The 15,695-nt window shown below is 65.2% G+C and carries 13 protein-coding genes; 5 read left to right on the forward strand and 8 right to left on the reverse strand.

Translation table 11 applies throughout. The annotated features are described in order from the left end of the window. The first annotated feature begins 160 nt into the window (after positions 1-160). The gene (locus J2R80_RS06260; protein ID WP_057020373.1) at positions 161-1,042 is read left to right on the forward strand and encodes a YiiX/YebB-like N1pC/P60 family cysteine hydrolase; all 882 of its coding nucleotides are present in this window, start codon (positions 161-163) and stop codon (positions 1,040-1,042) included. 3 nt (positions 1,043-1,045) lie between these two features. Here the strand turns inward: J2R80_RS06260 and J2R80_RS06265 are convergent, their stop codons facing one another. Beyond that, complete coding sequence (locus J2R80_RS06265) at positions 1,046-3,250, reverse strand: TonB-dependent receptor (protein WP_253638202.1); 2,205 nt, start codon at positions 3,248-3,250, stop codon at positions 1,046-1,048. A gap of 147 nt (positions 3,251-3,397) precedes the next feature. Here J2R80_RS06265 and nikR point away from each other — a divergent pair, with 147 nt between their 5' ends. After that, on the forward strand, positions 3,398-3,835 hold the full coding sequence (gene nikR / locus J2R80_RS06270; RefSeq protein WP_229193018.1) for a nickel-responsive transcriptional regulator NikR: 438 nt from the start codon (positions 3,398-3,400) through the stop codon (positions 3,833-3,835). Between the two features lie 112 nt (positions 3,836-3,947). Here the strand turns inward: nikR and J2R80_RS06275 are convergent, their stop codons facing one another. Together J2R80_RS06275 and J2R80_RS06280 are read right to left on the reverse strand one after the other, a co-directional pair. After that, positions 3,948-4,895, reverse strand: a complete 948-nt coding sequence (locus J2R80_RS06275; protein ID WP_057020371.1) for a hydroxymethylglutaryl-CoA lyase — start codon at positions 4,893-4,895, stop codon at positions 3,948-3,950. Between the two features lie 7 nt (positions 4,896-4,902). Further along, positions 4,903-6,072, reverse strand: coding sequence for a CaiB/BaiF CoA-transferase family protein (locus J2R80_RS06280; protein WP_057020370.1), 1,170 nt, complete (start codon positions 6,070-6,072; stop codon positions 4,903-4,905). 170 nt (positions 6,073-6,242) lie between these two features. Here J2R80_RS06280 and J2R80_RS06285 point away from each other — a divergent pair, with 170 nt between their 5' ends. From J2R80_RS06285 to J2R80_RS06295, 3 genes are all read left to right on the forward strand, one after another. Continuing rightward, positions 6,243-7,166, forward strand: a complete 924-nt coding sequence (locus J2R80_RS06285; protein ID WP_253638203.1) for a LysR family transcriptional regulator — start codon at positions 6,243-6,245, stop codon at positions 7,164-7,166. 300 nt (positions 7,167-7,466) lie between these two features. Then, positions 7,467-8,804: an MFS transporter gene (locus J2R80_RS06290; protein WP_253638204.1), complete on the forward strand. Its 1,338-nt coding sequence runs from the start codon at positions 7,467-7,469 to the stop codon at positions 8,802-8,804. 104 nt (positions 8,805-8,908) lie between these two features. Continuing rightward, positions 8,909-9,661, forward strand: coding sequence for a sulfate transporter family protein (locus J2R80_RS06295; RefSeq protein WP_057020368.1), 753 nt, complete (start codon positions 8,909-8,911; stop codon positions 9,659-9,661). Here J2R80_RS06295 and J2R80_RS06300 read toward each other — a convergent pair. The 5 genes from J2R80_RS06300 to J2R80_RS06320 all read right to left on the reverse strand — a co-directional run bounded on the left by J2R80_RS06300 (position 9,658) and on the right by J2R80_RS06320 (position 15,682). Continuing rightward, positions 9,658-11,223, reverse strand: coding sequence for a DHA2 family efflux MFS transporter permease subunit (locus J2R80_RS06300; RefSeq protein ID WP_375162558.1), 1,566 nt, complete (start codon positions 11,221-11,223; stop codon positions 9,658-9,660). The genes J2R80_RS06295 and J2R80_RS06300 overlap by 4 nt on opposite strands. Then, the gene (locus tag J2R80_RS06305) at positions 11,220-11,732 is read right to left on the reverse strand and encodes an isoprenylcysteine carboxyl methyltransferase family protein (RefSeq protein WP_057020367.1); all 513 of its coding nucleotides are present in this window, start codon (positions 11,730-11,732) and stop codon (positions 11,220-11,222) included. The genes J2R80_RS06300 and J2R80_RS06305 overlap by 4 nt, the downstream gene beginning before the upstream one ends. Further along, entirely contained in the window at positions 11,729-12,781 is a 1,053-nt protein-coding gene (locus tag J2R80_RS06310) for a type III polyketide synthase (protein ID WP_253640938.1), read from the reverse strand. The genes J2R80_RS06305 and J2R80_RS06310 overlap by 4 nt, the downstream gene beginning before the upstream one ends. Before the next feature lie 140 nt (positions 12,782-12,921). Next, positions 12,922-14,550 carry an MFS transporter gene (locus J2R80_RS06315; RefSeq protein ID WP_253638205.1) on the reverse strand — a complete coding sequence of 543 codons (1,629 nt, stop codon included), beginning with the start codon at positions 14,548-14,550 and terminating at the stop codon, positions 12,922-12,924. Further along, entirely contained in the window at positions 14,537-15,682 is a 1,146-nt protein-coding gene (locus J2R80_RS06320) for an HlyD family secretion protein (RefSeq protein ID WP_168856183.1), read from the reverse strand. Before J2R80_RS06320 ends, J2R80_RS06315 begins: the two co-directional genes overlap by 14 nt. Positions 15,683-15,695: the final 13 nt, after the last annotated feature.

The raw sequence follows: 15,695 nt of genomic DNA on the forward strand, positions 1-15,695 counted from the left end.
ACGGGAACGCTTCGCGAACTGTGCCGCATCTCACCGACCGCAGCAACCATCACGGTAAATCAATCATGATTGATCCGCCGATGGCATGAACTAAATTGCAACAGCTTGCGACCATGATTAAGTGAAACACAAGCGGTCATAGAACCGCTGGGGGGAATCCATGGGCGTAATGCTCGATACCGTCGGTAAATGGATCGCGGGGTACCTGCAGAAGGAAGTCCCCGGTTACGAGCCGTTCACGCCGAGCGACCCGGACCATCTGCGGAGCATCATGCAGCCCGGCGACGTGCTGCTGGTCGAAGGCAACAACCGGATTTCCGGCATCATCAAATACCTCACGCAGTCGACCTGGTCGCACGCCGCGCTGTTTGTCGGGCCGATCGACGGCGCGTTCGAGCCTGACGGCGAACAGCATGTGCTGATCGAGGCCAATATCGGCGAAGGCGTGACCTCCGCGCCGCTGTCGAAATATCTCGCCTACCACACCCGCCTCTGCCGTCCGGTCGGACTGTCGTTCGAGGACCGCACCACGGTGTGCCGCTACGCCATCAACCGCATCGGCTTCGGCTACGACACCAAGAACATCGTCGATCTCGCGCGCTATCTGTTTCCGCTGCCGATCCCGCAGCGCTGGCGCCGCCGCATGATCGCGTTCGGCTCCGGCGATCCGACCAAGATCATCTGCTCGGCGCTGATCGCGCAGGCGTTCGACGCCGTGCGCTATCCGATCCTGCCCAAGATCACGCGCGCCGCCAGCCGCAAGGCGCGCCGCGAGATCCTGCATATCCGCGATTCTTCGCTCTACATGCCTCGCGATTTCGACATCTCGCCCTATTTCGAAGTCGTCAAACCCACCATCGTGCACGGTTTCGACTATACGGCCCTGCACTGGGCCGACAAGCAGAAGCCGCTCCAGGAGGTGGCGGGCGAATTCGGTGTGTTTCCAGAACGTAAGTCGCCGCCGCTTGTTCCTGAAGCGACTGACGAAGAGACGGCGCTTCCGGCTGCGGAAATGACCGCGGAAGGTCGCGCGCCGGTGTGACGATCAGAACGTTGCCGCAAGCGTCAGCCGAACGGCAAGCGGCTCGGCAGGATGCACATGGCGGTCGGCGACGCCATCGATCGGCTCGCCCGGCAGCCGCGACAGATAGTAGTATTCGATCTGGTTGGTTTGCGCGTTGAAGAGATTGAGGACGTCGAGCTGCAGCCGCATCCCGTTGTCGAATTTGTAGCCGGCGCGGGCGTTGACGATGAATGACGACAGCGAGCGCACGCTGTCATCCTCGATCAGCGGGCGCGGGCCGAAATAGCGGGCGCGCAGGCTGCCGAACCAGCCGGTCTCGCGGCCGAAGGTGACGCCGCCGCTGGCGACCCAGGCCGGCGCACCCGGAATGAAATTGCCGGCCGGATCGACATCCGTGAAGCGGGCGCGGGTATAGGCGAGGTCGAAATCGAGGCTCACCCACGGCAAGAGCTTGTACTGGTTGGTCCACTCGACGCCGACGCGCCGGCTCGGCCGGCTCGGCTCGGTGGTGCCGGCATCGCCGACGAACAGCAGCTCGGAATCGAAATCGAGCACGAACACGGCGAGCGACGAGGTGAGGCCGTCGATCGCCCTGGTGCGGATGCCGAGTTCGGCGCCCTTCGAGCGCACCAGCAGCGGCACGCGCTCGAGCGGCGTCACCTTGTCATTGGGATCGACGGTGATGGTCGCGCCCCTGATGTCGTTGGAATGCAAGCCGAAGCCGGCATTGCCGTAGAACTCGGTCCTGGACCAGGGGCCGAGCACGATGCCGGCCTTCGGGCTCGTCATCGCCGCCTGGGCGTTGCCGGAATTCTGCGGCGTGTCGCTCAGCACATGGCCGGCAAAATAATCCTCGCGGATGCCGACCGTGGTGCGCAGCCAGTCGGTCCAGCGCGCGGTGGTATCGGCCCACAGCGCGACGCTGCCCTCCTGCACCTGGTCGTTGCGCACGCTGGACAGGATCTCGCGCTGCACGGTCTTGAACAGACCGACATTGATGTCGTCGTAGCGGGTCTGCACGCCGACCCGGGTCTGCGTATCGACGCCGGCGAAACGAAGGTCGAAAGCATGGCTGGCGTCGAGGCCATAGACGGTGCGCCTGTCGGTCTGGCTGAACTGGTCACCGTTGACGGGGTCGTCGAGGAAATAGGTGAAGTTGTTGTCAAGCTGCAGCGACGAGCGGATCACATAGGCGTTGAGCTTGCTCTGCCCGTAGTCGCTGGACTGCGCCCAGTTGCCGGACAGGCTGAAGCGGCTGGCGGTGCCGCCATCGGTCGGATCGAGCGTGCCATAACGGCCGATCAGGCCCTGGTCGATCGCACGTTGCGCGACCTGGTCGGTCGAATTCCAGCCATTGGAATAGGCCATCGCGGTCAGCGAGAAGCCGTCGGTCGCGGTACCCTGGCTATAGCGCAGTACGCCGTTGAGCTTGCGAATGTCGTCGGGCACGTCCCACGGGCCATTGTATTTGTTGGCCTCGAAGGCTGCGAGCAGCGTGCCATCGCCGGCCTTGGCCGAGCTGGCTGTCATCGCGCGCAGATAGCCGAAGCTGCCAACCGTCAGCTCGGCGATGTTCTTCGGCAGTGCGTTCAGATAATTGATGTCGACCGCGCCGGCGGAAGCGAAGTCGCCCTTGTCCGCGTAGTATGGACCCTTGCGGACATCCATCGACCGGATCAGCTCCGGGATCAGGAAATTGATGTCGGCATAGCCCTGGCCATGACCATGGGTCGGCATGTTGACCGGCATGCCGTCGACGGTGATGGCGAGGTCAGTGCCGTGATCGAGATTGAAGCCGCGCAGAAAATATTGATTGGCTTTGCCCTCGCCGGAATGCTGAGTGACGATCAGACCCGGCACCACCTCCAGAACTTCGCCGACGCGCGAGATCGGCCGCGCATTCACCTCGTCGCCGCTGATCTGCCGCGCGCTGGCGGCGGTCGGTTGCAGATCGGACGCGGACACGGTCGCCGAGCCGCCGGTGATTCCGTCGCTCGCAGCGGTGGGTTGACTTGGTTGGAGCGCGGCAGGCTTGCGGCCGCCGCTGGCGACATGGCGCGGACGCCGGGACGGTCTGGCGTGCCTGGGTGGCCCCTGGTCCGGCAACGTTACCGTCACCGGCGGCAACTGGCCGGGCACGGTGGCGACCGCCTGCGCTTCGGCGGCCGGCGCAAATGCTGCAATGGACGCGGCGGCGGGAAATATCCGCCATGCAGTACGACGCAACGCCCATGCCCCCGCATGATACCTGTTACAGTCACGCGACGACCGCACCAGTCCAACCAACCTCGGCAAAGCGACGCTAGCAAGCACAGTATGACGTTACAAGAAAAATGTCATACCGCCAGGCAATCGAGCCACCACGGATAATCCATGCAACGCATAACCATCACCATCGAGGATGACCTGCTCGCGGAGATCGACGCCGCCGCCGAGGCGCGCGGCTATCAGAACCGCTCCGAGATCATCCGCGATCTCGCACGCGCCGGCTTGCAGCAGAGCGCGGAAGAGGCGCCGTCAGGGCAATGCGTCGCGGCGCTGGTCTATGTCTACGACCACGCCGCGCGCGATTTGTCGAAGCGGCTGGTGCAGAATTTCCACGGCCATCACGACCTGTCGCTGGCGACGCTGCATGTGCATCTCGACGACGACAGCTGCATGGAGGTGACGGCGCTGAAGGGCGCCAGCAGCGAGGTCCGGCATCTCGCCGATCACATCATCGCCGAGCGCGGTGTGCGTTACGGTCGCGTGGTGATGATCCCGACCGCTCCGGACAAGAAGCCGCGCAAGCGGGGGCACGGGCACGATTGAGAGCGTGTCGTCTCGTAGCCCGGATGGAGCGCAGCGAAATCCGGGAAGCTCCGTCCGCGGGCGCGAGGCCCCGGATTTCGCTTCGCTCCATCCGGGCTACGCAATGAATACGCTACGCCGCCCTCGCCTTGGTGCCGCGCGGCAGGCCGGCGCGGGCGAGGCCACCATAGAGCGCCTCGTTCGGCATCTCCGATTTCAGGATCGCGCGCACCTCGACCAGGCGATCGAGATCGATGCCGGTCGGAAATCCCTTGCTCTCGCAGAGGAAGACGAGGTCCTCGAACACGACATTGCCGGTGGCGCCCGGCGCGAACGGGCAGCCGCCGAGGCCGCCGAGCGAGCCGTCGAGCACGCGGGCGCCCTCATCGAGCGCGGCGGAAGCATTCGCGATGCCCATGCCGCGGGTGTCGTGCAAATGCACGCAGACCGGCTTCGATCCCGCGATCTTCACCGCGCCCCGCGTCAGCTCGCCGACCTGCTTCGGCCCGGCATAACCCACCGTGTCCGCAATCGCGACCATGTCGACGCCGACCTCGTAGAGCTTCTCGGTGAGGCGCAGCACCTCGTTCGGATCGACGGGACCGACGATCGAGCAGCCCAGTGCCATCGAGATCGCGGCATTGACCAGGGGCTTGTGCGCGCTGGCATCGCGCAGCTCGCAAAGCCGCTTGATGTTCCCGATCGCGGATTCGCGCGAGCGGTTGGCGTTGGCCTGGCTGTGCTCCTCGGTCGCCGATACCACCGAGGCGATCTCGGCAACGCCGGTGGCCAGCGCCTCGTTGACGCCGCGCTCGTTCAGCGCCAGCGCGACGCCGTGCGCCCCGGGCAGCGCGGCGATGGAGGCGACCACGTCGCGGACATCGACGAATTGCGGGAAGGTCTTGGCCGGCAGGAACGAGCCAACCTCGAAATGCCGTACGCCGGCGGCGTATTCATCGCGCACCCAGCGCTGTTTCGCCGCGGTCGACGGGAACGTCTTCACGAGCTGCAGCCCGTCGCGCAGGCCGACCTCGCGCAGGCTCACCTTGTCGGTGGGATAGATATCGTGGACACGGGTCATGTCAGCCTCACGCAGCGTTTCCGGTTGATGAAATCTTCTGTTGTGTGAGCTCGGCGCGCACCGCTTCGGTATCGGCGCCGAGCACCGGCACCTTCAGACCTTCGCCGATATTGCGGCCGTTCCATTCGAGCGGCAGCGCGGGGACGCGGAACGGCTTGCCGTCGGCGTTCACGTTGTTGACCAGCCCGCCGGGACGCAGCACATGCGGATCCCCGAGCAGATCCTCCGGCCGGTTGATCGGCGAGAAGCAGATGTTAAGCGCGTCGAGCCTCGCCGAGAGGTCCGCCACGTTCCAATCCTTGATCACCGCGGCAACGCGCGGAATGATCCGGTCGCGCGCCATGATGCGGTCCGTGGTCGAGCGCAGCGTCGGATCGTCGGCGAATTCCGTGAGGCCGAACTCGCGGCAGAAGCTCTGCCAATGACCTTCGGTGACGACGCCGATGAAGATGCGATCGCCGCCGGCGGTATCGAAGATGTCGTAGATCGGCCAGGCATGCTCGCGTTCCGGCATCGAGCGCGGCTTGCGTCCGGTCATCTCGTACTCGACCATGTGCTGGGCGACCAGGAACAGGCAGTTCTCGAACAGGCCGATGCGGATGTCAGCGCCGCTCCTGTCGCCGCCACGCTTCTGATAGAGCGCGGCGAGGATCGAGATCACCCCGAACATGCCGCCCATGATGTCGTTGGCGGAGGAGCCGACGCGCTGCGGCTTGTCGCGCGTGCCGGTCATCGCCGCGAGCCCCGACATCATCTGCACGACCTCGTCGAGCGCCGGCCGATGATCATAGGGACCGGACAGAAAGCCCTTGTGGCCGGCGATGATCAGCTGCGGATATTTTTGGCGAAGCTCCTCGGCGCCGAGCCCCTGCTTGTCGAGCTGGCCGTCGCGAAAATTCTCCAGGAACACGTCGGCGCTGGCAAGCAGCCGGTGCATCGTGTCGCGGTCCTCGGGCTTGGCGAAGTCGAGCACGACGCTGCGCTTGCCGCGGTTGAACAGCGGGAAGAACGAGACGCCCATGCCGCCGAGCGAACGGGTCTTGTCGCCGGCGGGCGGTTCGACCTTGATCACCTCGGCGCCGAGTTGCGCCAGGATCATGCCGCAGGTCGGCCCCATCACCATGTGGGTCATCTCGACGACCCTCACGCCTTCCAGCGGCAGTCCGTTCCCGGTCATCGGTTTCTCCGTGCTCGTTGCGCTCTTGTTCTGACGCGTTTCTTCACGCGAACCGGTATCCGCTTCGCTCGAAAACGCTTTGTGATCGGCGCAGGTTAGGCTTCCGCACGCTATCTGAAAAATATAATCTGTCGAATAGAGTATTCGTGGTTCTAGAACGCTGAACCCTCATGGATTCGCGCCAGCTTCGCTATTTCATCGCGGTTTACGAGCAGCGCAACCTGTCGCGGGCGGCGGATCAGGCCAACGTCGCGCAATCCGCGCTCAGCCACCACATCGCTAATCTGGAAGCTGAATTCGCCACGCCGCTGTTCGAGCGCAAGCCACGCGGCATGGAACCGACCGCGGCGGGCGAGCGGCTCTATGAACATGCCCGCATCATCCTGCGCGCGATGGCGGCGGCCGAGCGCGAGATCAAGGAAGGCGCCAGCGTGATCGCCGGCGATATCTCGATCGGCATGGCCAATTCCGGGATGAAGGCGATCGGCGTGCCGCTGATGCGCACCGTGCTGACGAAATATCCGAACCTGAAGCTGTCGCTGACCGAGAGTCTCTCCGGCGCGACGCTGCTGCATCTGCTGAGCTCCGAGGTCGACCTCGCGCTGGTCTACAATCCGCCGTCGGAAAAGGACTTGGTCGCCGAGCCGGTGCTGGAGGAACAGATGTTCTGCGTCGGCACCGAGAAGCTGATCGGGAAGAAAACGCCAATCACCTTCGAGGAGGTGACGCGGCTGCCCCTGATCCTGTTGCGGTACGGACTATCGGCGCGCGCGCTGCTGGATGATCCCGTGCTGCTGAAGCGGCTCGAGGCCAATGCGATCATGCACCTCAACTCGACCAGCGGCATGATCGGCGCGCTGACCGCGGGTTTTGGCTGCACGATCGCGACGACGCATTTCGTCAGCGAGCCGTTGAAGGCACGATTGCTGGTCGCGCGCGAAGTCATCGAACCAAAACTGACCCGCACGCTCTATCTTTGCCGCTTGCGCAATCGCCCGATGACTTACGTCATGGAGGAGATGTGCCGCCTGATCCGCGCCCTGATCGCAGACCAGGTGGGCCGCGGCGCCTGGGAGGCGACGCTGCTGATCTGAATGTATGACCCAGTGGTTGCACAGGTTCAGAGTCGTCCCTGCGAAAGCAGGGACCCATAACCACCGGACCGCAAAGTTGCGCACCAGTGGGACGACGAGTCCCTTTCACTGCTTTCGCAGGGACGACAGTTGAACAAGCCGTTTGAAAGGTGAATCAAAGCAACCCTCCCCCTGAGTTCGAAATATCGAACGATTCCTTCGATATGTTCGTCTGGATTTCTGGCTCCCGGCTGCCAAACATGCGCGACCGGCACGCCTTCGCAAGAAGGGCGGCCGTTGCACCATTCGGGGAGGACCATCATGCGCGCCGTCGAACTCGGCTCGGTCGCCGATCTCGCCACCACGACAAGCGGACCCGACGAGATTTCGAGACGGCTCGAGGCGCTGCCCACCTCCTTGTATGTCTGGCGGCTGGTGATCCTGCTCTCGCTCGGCGGCTGCTTCGAAATCTACGACCTGTTCTTCACTGGCTATATCGCGCCGGGCCTTGCCCGCAGCGGATTGATGACCACGACGACCCAGGCGTTCTTCGGCTTCTCCGGGATCGGCGCCTTCGTCGCGGCGACCTTCGCCGGCCTGTTCATCGGCACGTTCTGCCTCGGCTTCCTCGCCGATCGTTTCGGGCGCAAGGCGGTCTTCACCTGGTCGCTGCTGTTCTACAGGATCGGCATCGAGGTCATCACCATCGACGCCTACATCACCGAGCTGGTGCCGAGCTGGATGCGCGGCCGGGCGTTTGCGATCAACCAGGCGGTCATGCTGTCGGCAGTGCCTGTTGTCGCAGCACTTGCGTGGTGGCTGGTGCCGCTCTCGCCTCACGGCATCGATGGCTGGCGCTGGGTGGTGCTGATCGGCGCCGCCGCCAGCATGATCATCTGGGTGCTGCGGCTCTACGTTCCGGAAAGCCCGCTCTGGCTGGCCCGCCATGGCCGCGCCGCCGAGGCCGAGCAGATCATGCGGACGCTCGAGGCCGCATCGCCGACGGCGGCGCCGCGCCCGACCGCGACGGCGGCGATGGCGCCGGCAGGTGCGCCGGTCGAGACCGGCTATGCCGACCTGTTCAGGCCGCCCTACGCCTCGCTCGTCGTGCTGTTCATGATCTTCAATCTCTGCCAGGCATTCGGCGTCTACGGCTTCTCCAACTGGGTTCCGGCGCTCTTGGTGCAGAAGGGCATCAACGTCACCAAGAGCCTGCAATATTCCTTCATCATCGCCTTCGCCTATCCGCTCGCGCCGCTCTTGGCCGCAACCTTCGCCGACCGCTTCGAGCGCAAATGGATCATCTGCGGCGCGGCCGCCGCGATCTCGGTGTTCGGTCTCGCCTTCTCGCAGCTCACCGAGCCGGTGCTGCTGATCGCCAGCGGCGTGCTGGTGACGGGGGCCAACATGACGCTGTCCTACGCCTATCACGCCTACCAGACCGAGGTGTTTCCGACCGCGATCCGGGCACGCGCCGCGGGCCTCGTCTATTCGATGAGCCGGCTCAGCGCGACCTTCTCCGGCTTCATCGTGGCGTTCATGCTGAAGGAGGCCGGCGTCGGCGGCGTGTTCGGGCTGATCACCGCGGCGATGGTCATCGTGATCATTGCCATCGGTGTCTGGGGACCGAACGTCCGCGGCAGGCCGCTCGACGCCTAGAGCATTTCGCTCGAAAACGCTCGCACCGCGGCACAAACGGCACTTGCCGAAGCCATATTGGGTGTCTACCTCTCGCGGGTCATTTGTGCAGAGGTAACCCAGTCATGTTAGCCGCCGCCGTCAAGGCGCTTTCGCAAATCCTGTCGCCGCCGATGCGCTCGATCCTGTGGCGCTCGATCGGGCTTGCGCTGGTGCTGATCACCGTGCTGGCAATCGGATTGCAGCGGCTGCTCAGCTGGTTTGCCGACTATGGCGAAGTCTGGGCCGAAGGCATGCTCGGCCCCAATTTCCATTCCACGCTGCACGTGCTGTCCTGGATCGTCTCGATCTCGGCGGGCCTTGGCGTCGTGCTCGGCGGCATCTTCCTGATGCCCGCGATCACCTCGCTGGTGGCGAGCCTGTTTGTCGACGACGTCGCCGACCATGTCGAGCGCGAGCATTATCCGGCCGACCATCCCGGCGTGGCGCTGCCGGTGACGCTCGCGACGATCGAGGGCGTCAAGACCGCGCTGCTGACGATCCTGGTCTATCTGGTCGCGCTGCCTTTCGTGCTGTTCGCGGGCGCGGGCTTCATCATCTTCTTCCTCGCGACCGCCTGGCTGCTCGGCCGCGAGTATTTCGAGCTTGCGGCGATGCGGTTCCGCTCGCCTGATGACGCCAAGGCGATGCGCAAGGAGAACGCGGCGACGGTCTTTACCGCGGGCCTGTTCATCGCTGCCTTCGTCTCGATCCCGATCGTCAATCTGGCGACGCCGCTGTTCGGCATGGCCTTCATGGTGCACATGTACAAGCGGCTGTCGGGCCCGCGGCGCGAGCTGATCGAACCGGCGCGGCGAACCAACGTGTCCTCGGTCTAGGTGGTATCCGGAAGAACCGGCGGCGATGCCGGCACCCGATCGCTTGCGAAGGGCACAAGCAGCAGTCCGACGATCGCCACGCAGGCGAGCATCGCCCATGCTTCGTTCACGGTGAGTGCGAGCGACGCCCGTTCGACCAACGGCCGGATGAATGCCACCGTGGCGTCGTCCGGCAGACCCGGCGGCCGGTCGATCAGCAACTTCGGATCGAGCCCGATCGCCTGCGCCGCAGTGACATCCCCCGCCAGCAGGCGCAGGCGGAAATCCTCGCCATAGATCGGGCTTCGCCCATAGAGGATGGTATCGATCAGGGCGATCCCGATCGCGCCGCCCAGATTGCGCATCAGATTGAACAGTCCGCTGGCGTCGGCAATGTCCGCCTCCGGCAGGGCGCCCAGCGCAATGCGCGTCGGCGGTAGCAGGCAGAACATGATCGCGACGCCACGCACGACCTGCGGCCAGAACATCTCGCCAAAATCCGCCGTGCGCGGCTGAATGGCGCTCCAGCCGAGGCCGAGCGCGAACAAGGCGAAGCCCGCGCCGGTCAGCCGCCGCGCGCCGACGCGGCTTTCGAGGATCGCCGCAAGCGGCGCGGCGGCGAGCTGCGCAACCCCCGTGACCAGCATGATCGTGCCGATCTCGAAGGCGTCATGGCGGCGGACGAAACCGAGGAATACCGGCATCAGATAGGTCGATCCATACAGGCCAATGCCGAGGCAAAAGCTCAGTGCGCAACCGATCGCGAACGGACGCCGCTTGAAAAGCGTCAATTGCGCGATCGGATCCACCGCGCGGAGCGTGCGCCGGATCAGCAATGCCATCCCGGCAATGCTTCCGATCAGCAGGCCGAGACAAGGCATCGACGCCCAACCGCGTTGCGGCGCTTCCTTCAGACCAATCATGAAGCTTGCGAGCGTCGCTGCTAGCAGGACAAGCGACCATTTATCCAGTCTGGAGAACGCCCGAAGCTGCACGCCTTCCCTCGGAAGCAGCAACGGCGTGACTGTGGCTGCCACCGTTCCCGGAGCCAGATTGATCAGGAACAGCCATGGCCAGGACCATGTCTGCGTGATCCAGCCGCCGACGACGGGTCCGACGGTCGGCGCGAGCACCGCGACGACGCCGCCGATCGTGGTGGCCACCGGATGAAGCCGCGCCGGGAACAGCGTGAACACGGCGGAGAACACTGCGGGGATCAGCACGCCGCCGGAAAATCCCTGCAGCACGCGAAACGCCAGCAGCGCGGCAAAGCCGCCGCTGAGGGCGCAGCCGACCGAGGCGGCAGTGAACAGGCTCACCGCAAGCGCGAACAGCCATCGCAACGACAGCGCATGCGTGAAGAGGCCGGTCAGTGGGATCGCGATCACCTCCGCGATCAGATAGGCGGTCTGGATCCAGCTCATCGCCGCCGGCGAGATCGCTAGCGCGCGTTGGATCGTCGGCAACGAGGTTGCGACGACCTGGATGTCGAGAATCGCCATGAACATGCCGAAGCACATCAAGAGGAAGCCGGTCCAGGTCGCAGCCGATGGGCCGTCGGTTCGGTGATCCGCCTTGCTCATGGCGTGCTTGTGCGCGGCCAATCGGAGACGGAGAGCGCGCGGTTCTCGATCCGAATCCGGACCGCAAGCACCGCGAGATTGAGGAGGGTAAAGATCAGCGCCAATCGCGGCAGGTGGAGCGCGAGGGGAAGAAGTGCGATTTCACCGACCACGACGGCGTAGTTTGGATGCGGGAAATATCGGTACGGCCCGGATGCGACCAGCGGCGCGCCCGGCAGCACGACGATTCGCGTGGTCCATCGCGGCCCCAGCGCGACGAGGATCCATATCCGCAAGCCTTGCAGCACCAGGAAACCCGCCAGCGCGGCCAGATTGACGTCCTGGTCGCGGCCCCAGATCCACAGCGCGGTCAGCCAGCCGGCGTGAACCAGGACAATGAGCGGGTAGTGATTGGCGCCGACCTCGACCGCGCCTCGTGCGAGAAGCCGCTCGGTGTTGCGACGTGACAGCACGAGCTCGCCGAGACGCTGCAGCGTGACCAGCGAGAGGATGACCGACGCGAAGCTCACGCCGCGTGCCTGAGCGCAACGCAGCTGAGCGTGAAGCCCGGCCCGAGCGCCGTGAGCAGCGAGCGCGGCGGCAATCCCTTGGCGCAGGCTCGTTCGAGAACAAAGAGAACCGTCGGGCCCGACATGTTGCCGCAAGCCGCGATGACGTCGCGTTCGTGATCGAGCGTGCCCTGATCGAGCGCGAGTGCCCGCTCCAGCGCGGCGATGACCTTGGCGCCGCCGGGATGGCAGAGGAAGCGGTCGATGTCATCGGCGATCAGCTGCATCCGCGCCAGGATTTCGGCGACGGCTGGTCCAACATGGTCGCGGACGAAATCCGGAATGGTTCGCTGAAAGACCACGCCGAATCCTTCCGGATCGACCGTCCAGCCCATGATGTCGAGCGTATCCGGCCACAGCTTTTCGCCCATCGCCTCGATCCGCGTCGCGCCACCGTCCCCGGCACGCAGCACGATCGCGGCCGCGCCATCGCCGAACAGGCTGGCCGCAACGATATTTGCCTTGGTGAGCTCGTCGTGCCGGACCGCGAGCGTGCAGAGTTCGAGCGCAACCAGCAGCACGTTCGCTCCCGGCCGCGCTTCGGCCAGCCGCGCCGCGATCGACAGGCCCGACACGCCGCCCGCGCAGCCCAGGCCGAACACCGGCACGCGCGACACATCCGTCCGCAGACCGAGCTTGCCGGCGACGCGCGCCTCCAGCGTCGGCGTGGCTATACCCGTCGAGCACACCGTGACCACGATATCGATGTCCCCGCCGGTCAGGTCGGCGCGCGCAATCGCCTTGCGGGCCACGTCGACGTACAGCGTCTCCGCGCCCTCCAGGAACGCCAGCGTTCGCTCCGGCCAGCCGCGCCGTTCGAGATACCATTCGATCGGCTTGACGCCGTAGCGATGCTGGATGCCGGTGTTGGCGAACAGGCTGGAGAGCGTCTCGAATTCGGGATAGCGATCGGCGAGGAGATTGCGCGCGGCCTGCAGGACCTGTCCCTGATGGAATAGATGCGGTGGGACCGCCGTCGCCAGGGAAACAAGCGCGGCCGTCTGCTTTATCTCGATCATCATGGCTCCATTTCCCCCGCTCTTGGAACCGCGCGATGAGCAAAATATTTCAACACGCCTGCGACATAGCGCGAGCACCACCTTCACTATAAATTGACCCGGCGCCGATATCCGCGCCGCCTCTTCGAAAATCAGGAAGCGGTGACGCCCAGCCTGCGCATCGCGCTCTTCACCAAGCCGAGCGGCGCCGGCGACAACGGGCCCTGCGGCGCGCGCGTGATGAAGGCGACCAGGACCAGCGCCAGGATCGCGAGCCAGAAGCACAGCCAGAAGCCGTCGATATAGGCGAGCGTGTTGGCCTCGCGCTGGACCAGCGCCGCCAGCGTGCCAACGGCGCGCCCCGTCGCGGTCCCGATGCCGTGGCCGGAAAATTCACCCGCCAGCCGCTTCAGCAGGTTCACGACGTCGATATCGCCATTCTGGACGTGCTGTCCGAGATAGTTCGAATGGATCTGCTCGCGAACCCGCAGCCAGGTCCCCATCAGCGCAACGCCGATCTCGGCGCCGCCGAGGCGCATGATCTGGATATAGGCCGCGAACGCCGTCGCCCGCGACGGATCGGAATTCGACAGCGCCATGATGATGATCGGCAGCAGCGTGAACGCCTGCCCGATCGACGTGAGCAGGACGATGCCGACAAAGTCCTCGCGCGCCCAGACATGGCTCAGCTGCGTGCCCCAGAGATTGGCGGCTGCGAACGCCGAGAAGCCGAGCACCACGACGATGCGCGGATCGAGGTGGCGCAGCAGCAGAATCGAGATCGGCACCAGCACGAACATCGGCAGCGCGCCGTAGGTGAACAGCAGCACGCCCGACTGCTCCGGCCGCAGCGCGCCGACGGTGCCGAGGAAGTTCGGCACCAGCGACGAATTCGACAGGCTGGTCAGCGTGTACAGCAGGATGACGACCAGCGAGAGCCCGATATTGCGCGAGAACAGCACGTTGAAATGCGCCCAGGGCCGGCGCGCGACCATTTCGTTGATCATGAAGGCGACGATCAACAGCCCGCCGCCGATCAAGAGCGCCATCACCGTGCCTGACGAGAGCCAGTCCAGCCGGTTGCCCTGATCGAGCCCGGCATAGACCATCGACACCCCGGCGCCGAGCAGCAGCATGCCGCCCCAATCGGCATGGTGCAGCAGGTCGCGATTGACGGGTTCTTTCGGCGTGCCGAGATACACCATCAGCCCCATCAGCGGCGCGATCACCACGCCCTGCCAATACAGCCACTGCCAGCCGAGATGCTCGACATAGAAACCGACCAGCGAGCTTGACGAGTCGAGCGCGAAGCCGACGCGGATCGAGTACATCGCAATCGCCGGCAGCCACCATCGGATCGGCAAATTGCGCAGGATGATCATCAGCGTCGCCGGCACGAAGGTGCCGAGCAGCATGCCGTGGGCGATGCTGAGCGCGATCAGCGTCGTGTAGTCGCGCACGAACGGAATAGTCAGCGAGACCACGGCATAGACCAGGCTCGGAATGCCGAGCACCCGGCGCAGGCCGAACACGGTGGCAAGCCAGGCCACCGCAGGCGCAACGAAGATCTGCGAGCCGATGGCAGCCGTGGAGAGCCAGGCGCCCTCGTCAAAGCTGAGCGAGAATGCGCCGCGCAGATCGGGCAGGCCGACCGAGGTCAGGCGGCTGTCGAAATTCGCCAGGAACGCGCCGAGCAGCACGGCGACGACCGCGAACAGCGGATAGCGCGCGACGTCGCCGCGCGAGACCGGACCACGGTCGCGGTCGTCACTTTCCGCCATTGGCGACCGCCTCGCCGGTGTCGATCCGCGTGACGACCGACATGCCCGGCAGCAGGCGCTCGAGCAAGGGCTGGCCCTTGTCGAACTGGATCCGCACCGGAATGCGCTGCACCACCTTGGTGAAATTGCCGGTGGCGTTGTCGGGCGGCAGCAGCGCGAACTGCGATCCGCTCGCCGGCGCGATGCGCTCGACGACGCCGCGCAGCTTCTGGCCCGCGAACGTATCCACGGTGACCTCGACCGGCTGGCCCGGCTTGACGTTGGTCAGCTGGGTCTCCTTGTAGTTGGCGATCACATAGACGTTCGGCAGCGGCACGACGTTGATCAGATTGGCGCCGATGTTGACGTAGTCGCCCGGCTGGACTTGGCGCTCGCCGGTGACGCCATCGAACGGCGCGACGATCTTCGTATATCCAAGCTTGAGCTTGGCCGATGCCAATAGCGCCTTGGCGGCGTCGAGGTCGGCGGCGCGCTGCTTCTTGGTGCCTTGCAGGACCTCGAGCTGATGGCGCTGTGCCGCGATGACAGCGCGGCTGGCGCGCACGTCGGCCTCCGCCTTGGCGTAGGATGCGGTCGCCTGCTCGAGCCGCTGCCGCGTGCCGGCGTCGGTTTGCGACAGCGACTGCTGACGCTCTTCCTCCTGGCGTGCCAGAGTCTGCTGCGCCTCCGCGGACAGCCGCGCAGCTTCGGCCTGCGCGATGGTCGCATATTGCAGCTCGACCTGGTTGTTGAGGTTGTCGAGCACGGCCTGAGCACCGACCACGCCGGCCTCGGCTTGCGCCACCTGCGCCTGATAATCGGCCGGATCGATCTGCACCAGGAGATCGCCGGCCTTGACGTGCTGGAAATCGGAGACGGCGACGGTGAGCACCTCGCCGGACACGCGGCTGGAGAGCTGGGTCAATTCGGCGCGCACATAGGCATCATTGGTGGTCTGGATCGTGGCGCTGCCGACCCAGGCATCCCAGCGGCTGGTCGCCACCGCGACGAACACCAGCGCGACGAGCACGGCAAACAGCGGAATCGCGAAACGGCTCCAGAAGCCGCTTGCCGAAGGTTGCGGCTTGGCAGGTGCCGCAGCAGGCGCGGTCTGGCTGGCGGGTGACGGACCATCTTCAACCTGCTCTGCCACACCGCACTCCCTC

The organism is Bradyrhizobium sp. USDA 4541 (assembly GCF_024171085.1).
In the GTDB taxonomy this organism is placed as follows: domain Bacteria; phylum Pseudomonadota; class Alphaproteobacteria; order Rhizobiales; family Xanthobacteraceae; genus Bradyrhizobium; species Bradyrhizobium australafricanum.

Excerpts from the sequence above, each read along its gene's own strand:
- J2R80_RS06260 (WP_057020373.1), top strand. The coding sequence starts at position 161 with ATGGGCGTAATGCTCGATACCGTCGGTAAATGGATCGCGGGGTACCTG.
- nikR (WP_229193018.1), top strand. The coding sequence starts at position 3,398 with ATGCAACGCATAACCATCACCATCGAGGATGACCTGCTCGCGGAGATC.
- J2R80_RS06275 (WP_057020371.1), bottom strand. The coding sequence starts at position 4,895 with ATGACCCGTGTCCACGATATCTATCCCACCGACAAGGTGAGCCTGCGC.
- J2R80_RS06280 (WP_057020370.1), bottom strand. The coding sequence starts at position 6,072 with ATGACCGGGAACGGACTGCCGCTGGAAGGCGTGAGGGTCGTCGAGATG.
- J2R80_RS06285 (WP_253638203.1), top strand. The coding sequence starts at position 6,243 with ATGGATTCGCGCCAGCTTCGCTATTTCATCGCGGTTTACGAGCAGCGC.
- J2R80_RS06290 (WP_253638204.1), top strand. The coding sequence starts at position 7,467 with ATGCGCGCCGTCGAACTCGGCTCGGTCGCCGATCTCGCCACCACGACA.
- J2R80_RS06295 (WP_057020368.1), top strand. The coding sequence starts at position 8,909 with ATGTTAGCCGCCGCCGTCAAGGCGCTTTCGCAAATCCTGTCGCCGCCG.
- J2R80_RS06300 (WP_375162558.1), bottom strand. The coding sequence starts at position 11,223 with ATGAGCAAGGCGGATCACCGAACCGACGGCCCATCGGCTGCGACCTGG.
- J2R80_RS06315 (WP_253638205.1), bottom strand. The coding sequence starts at position 14,550 with ATGGCGGAAAGTGACGACCGCGACCGTGGTCCGGTCTCGCGCGGCGAC.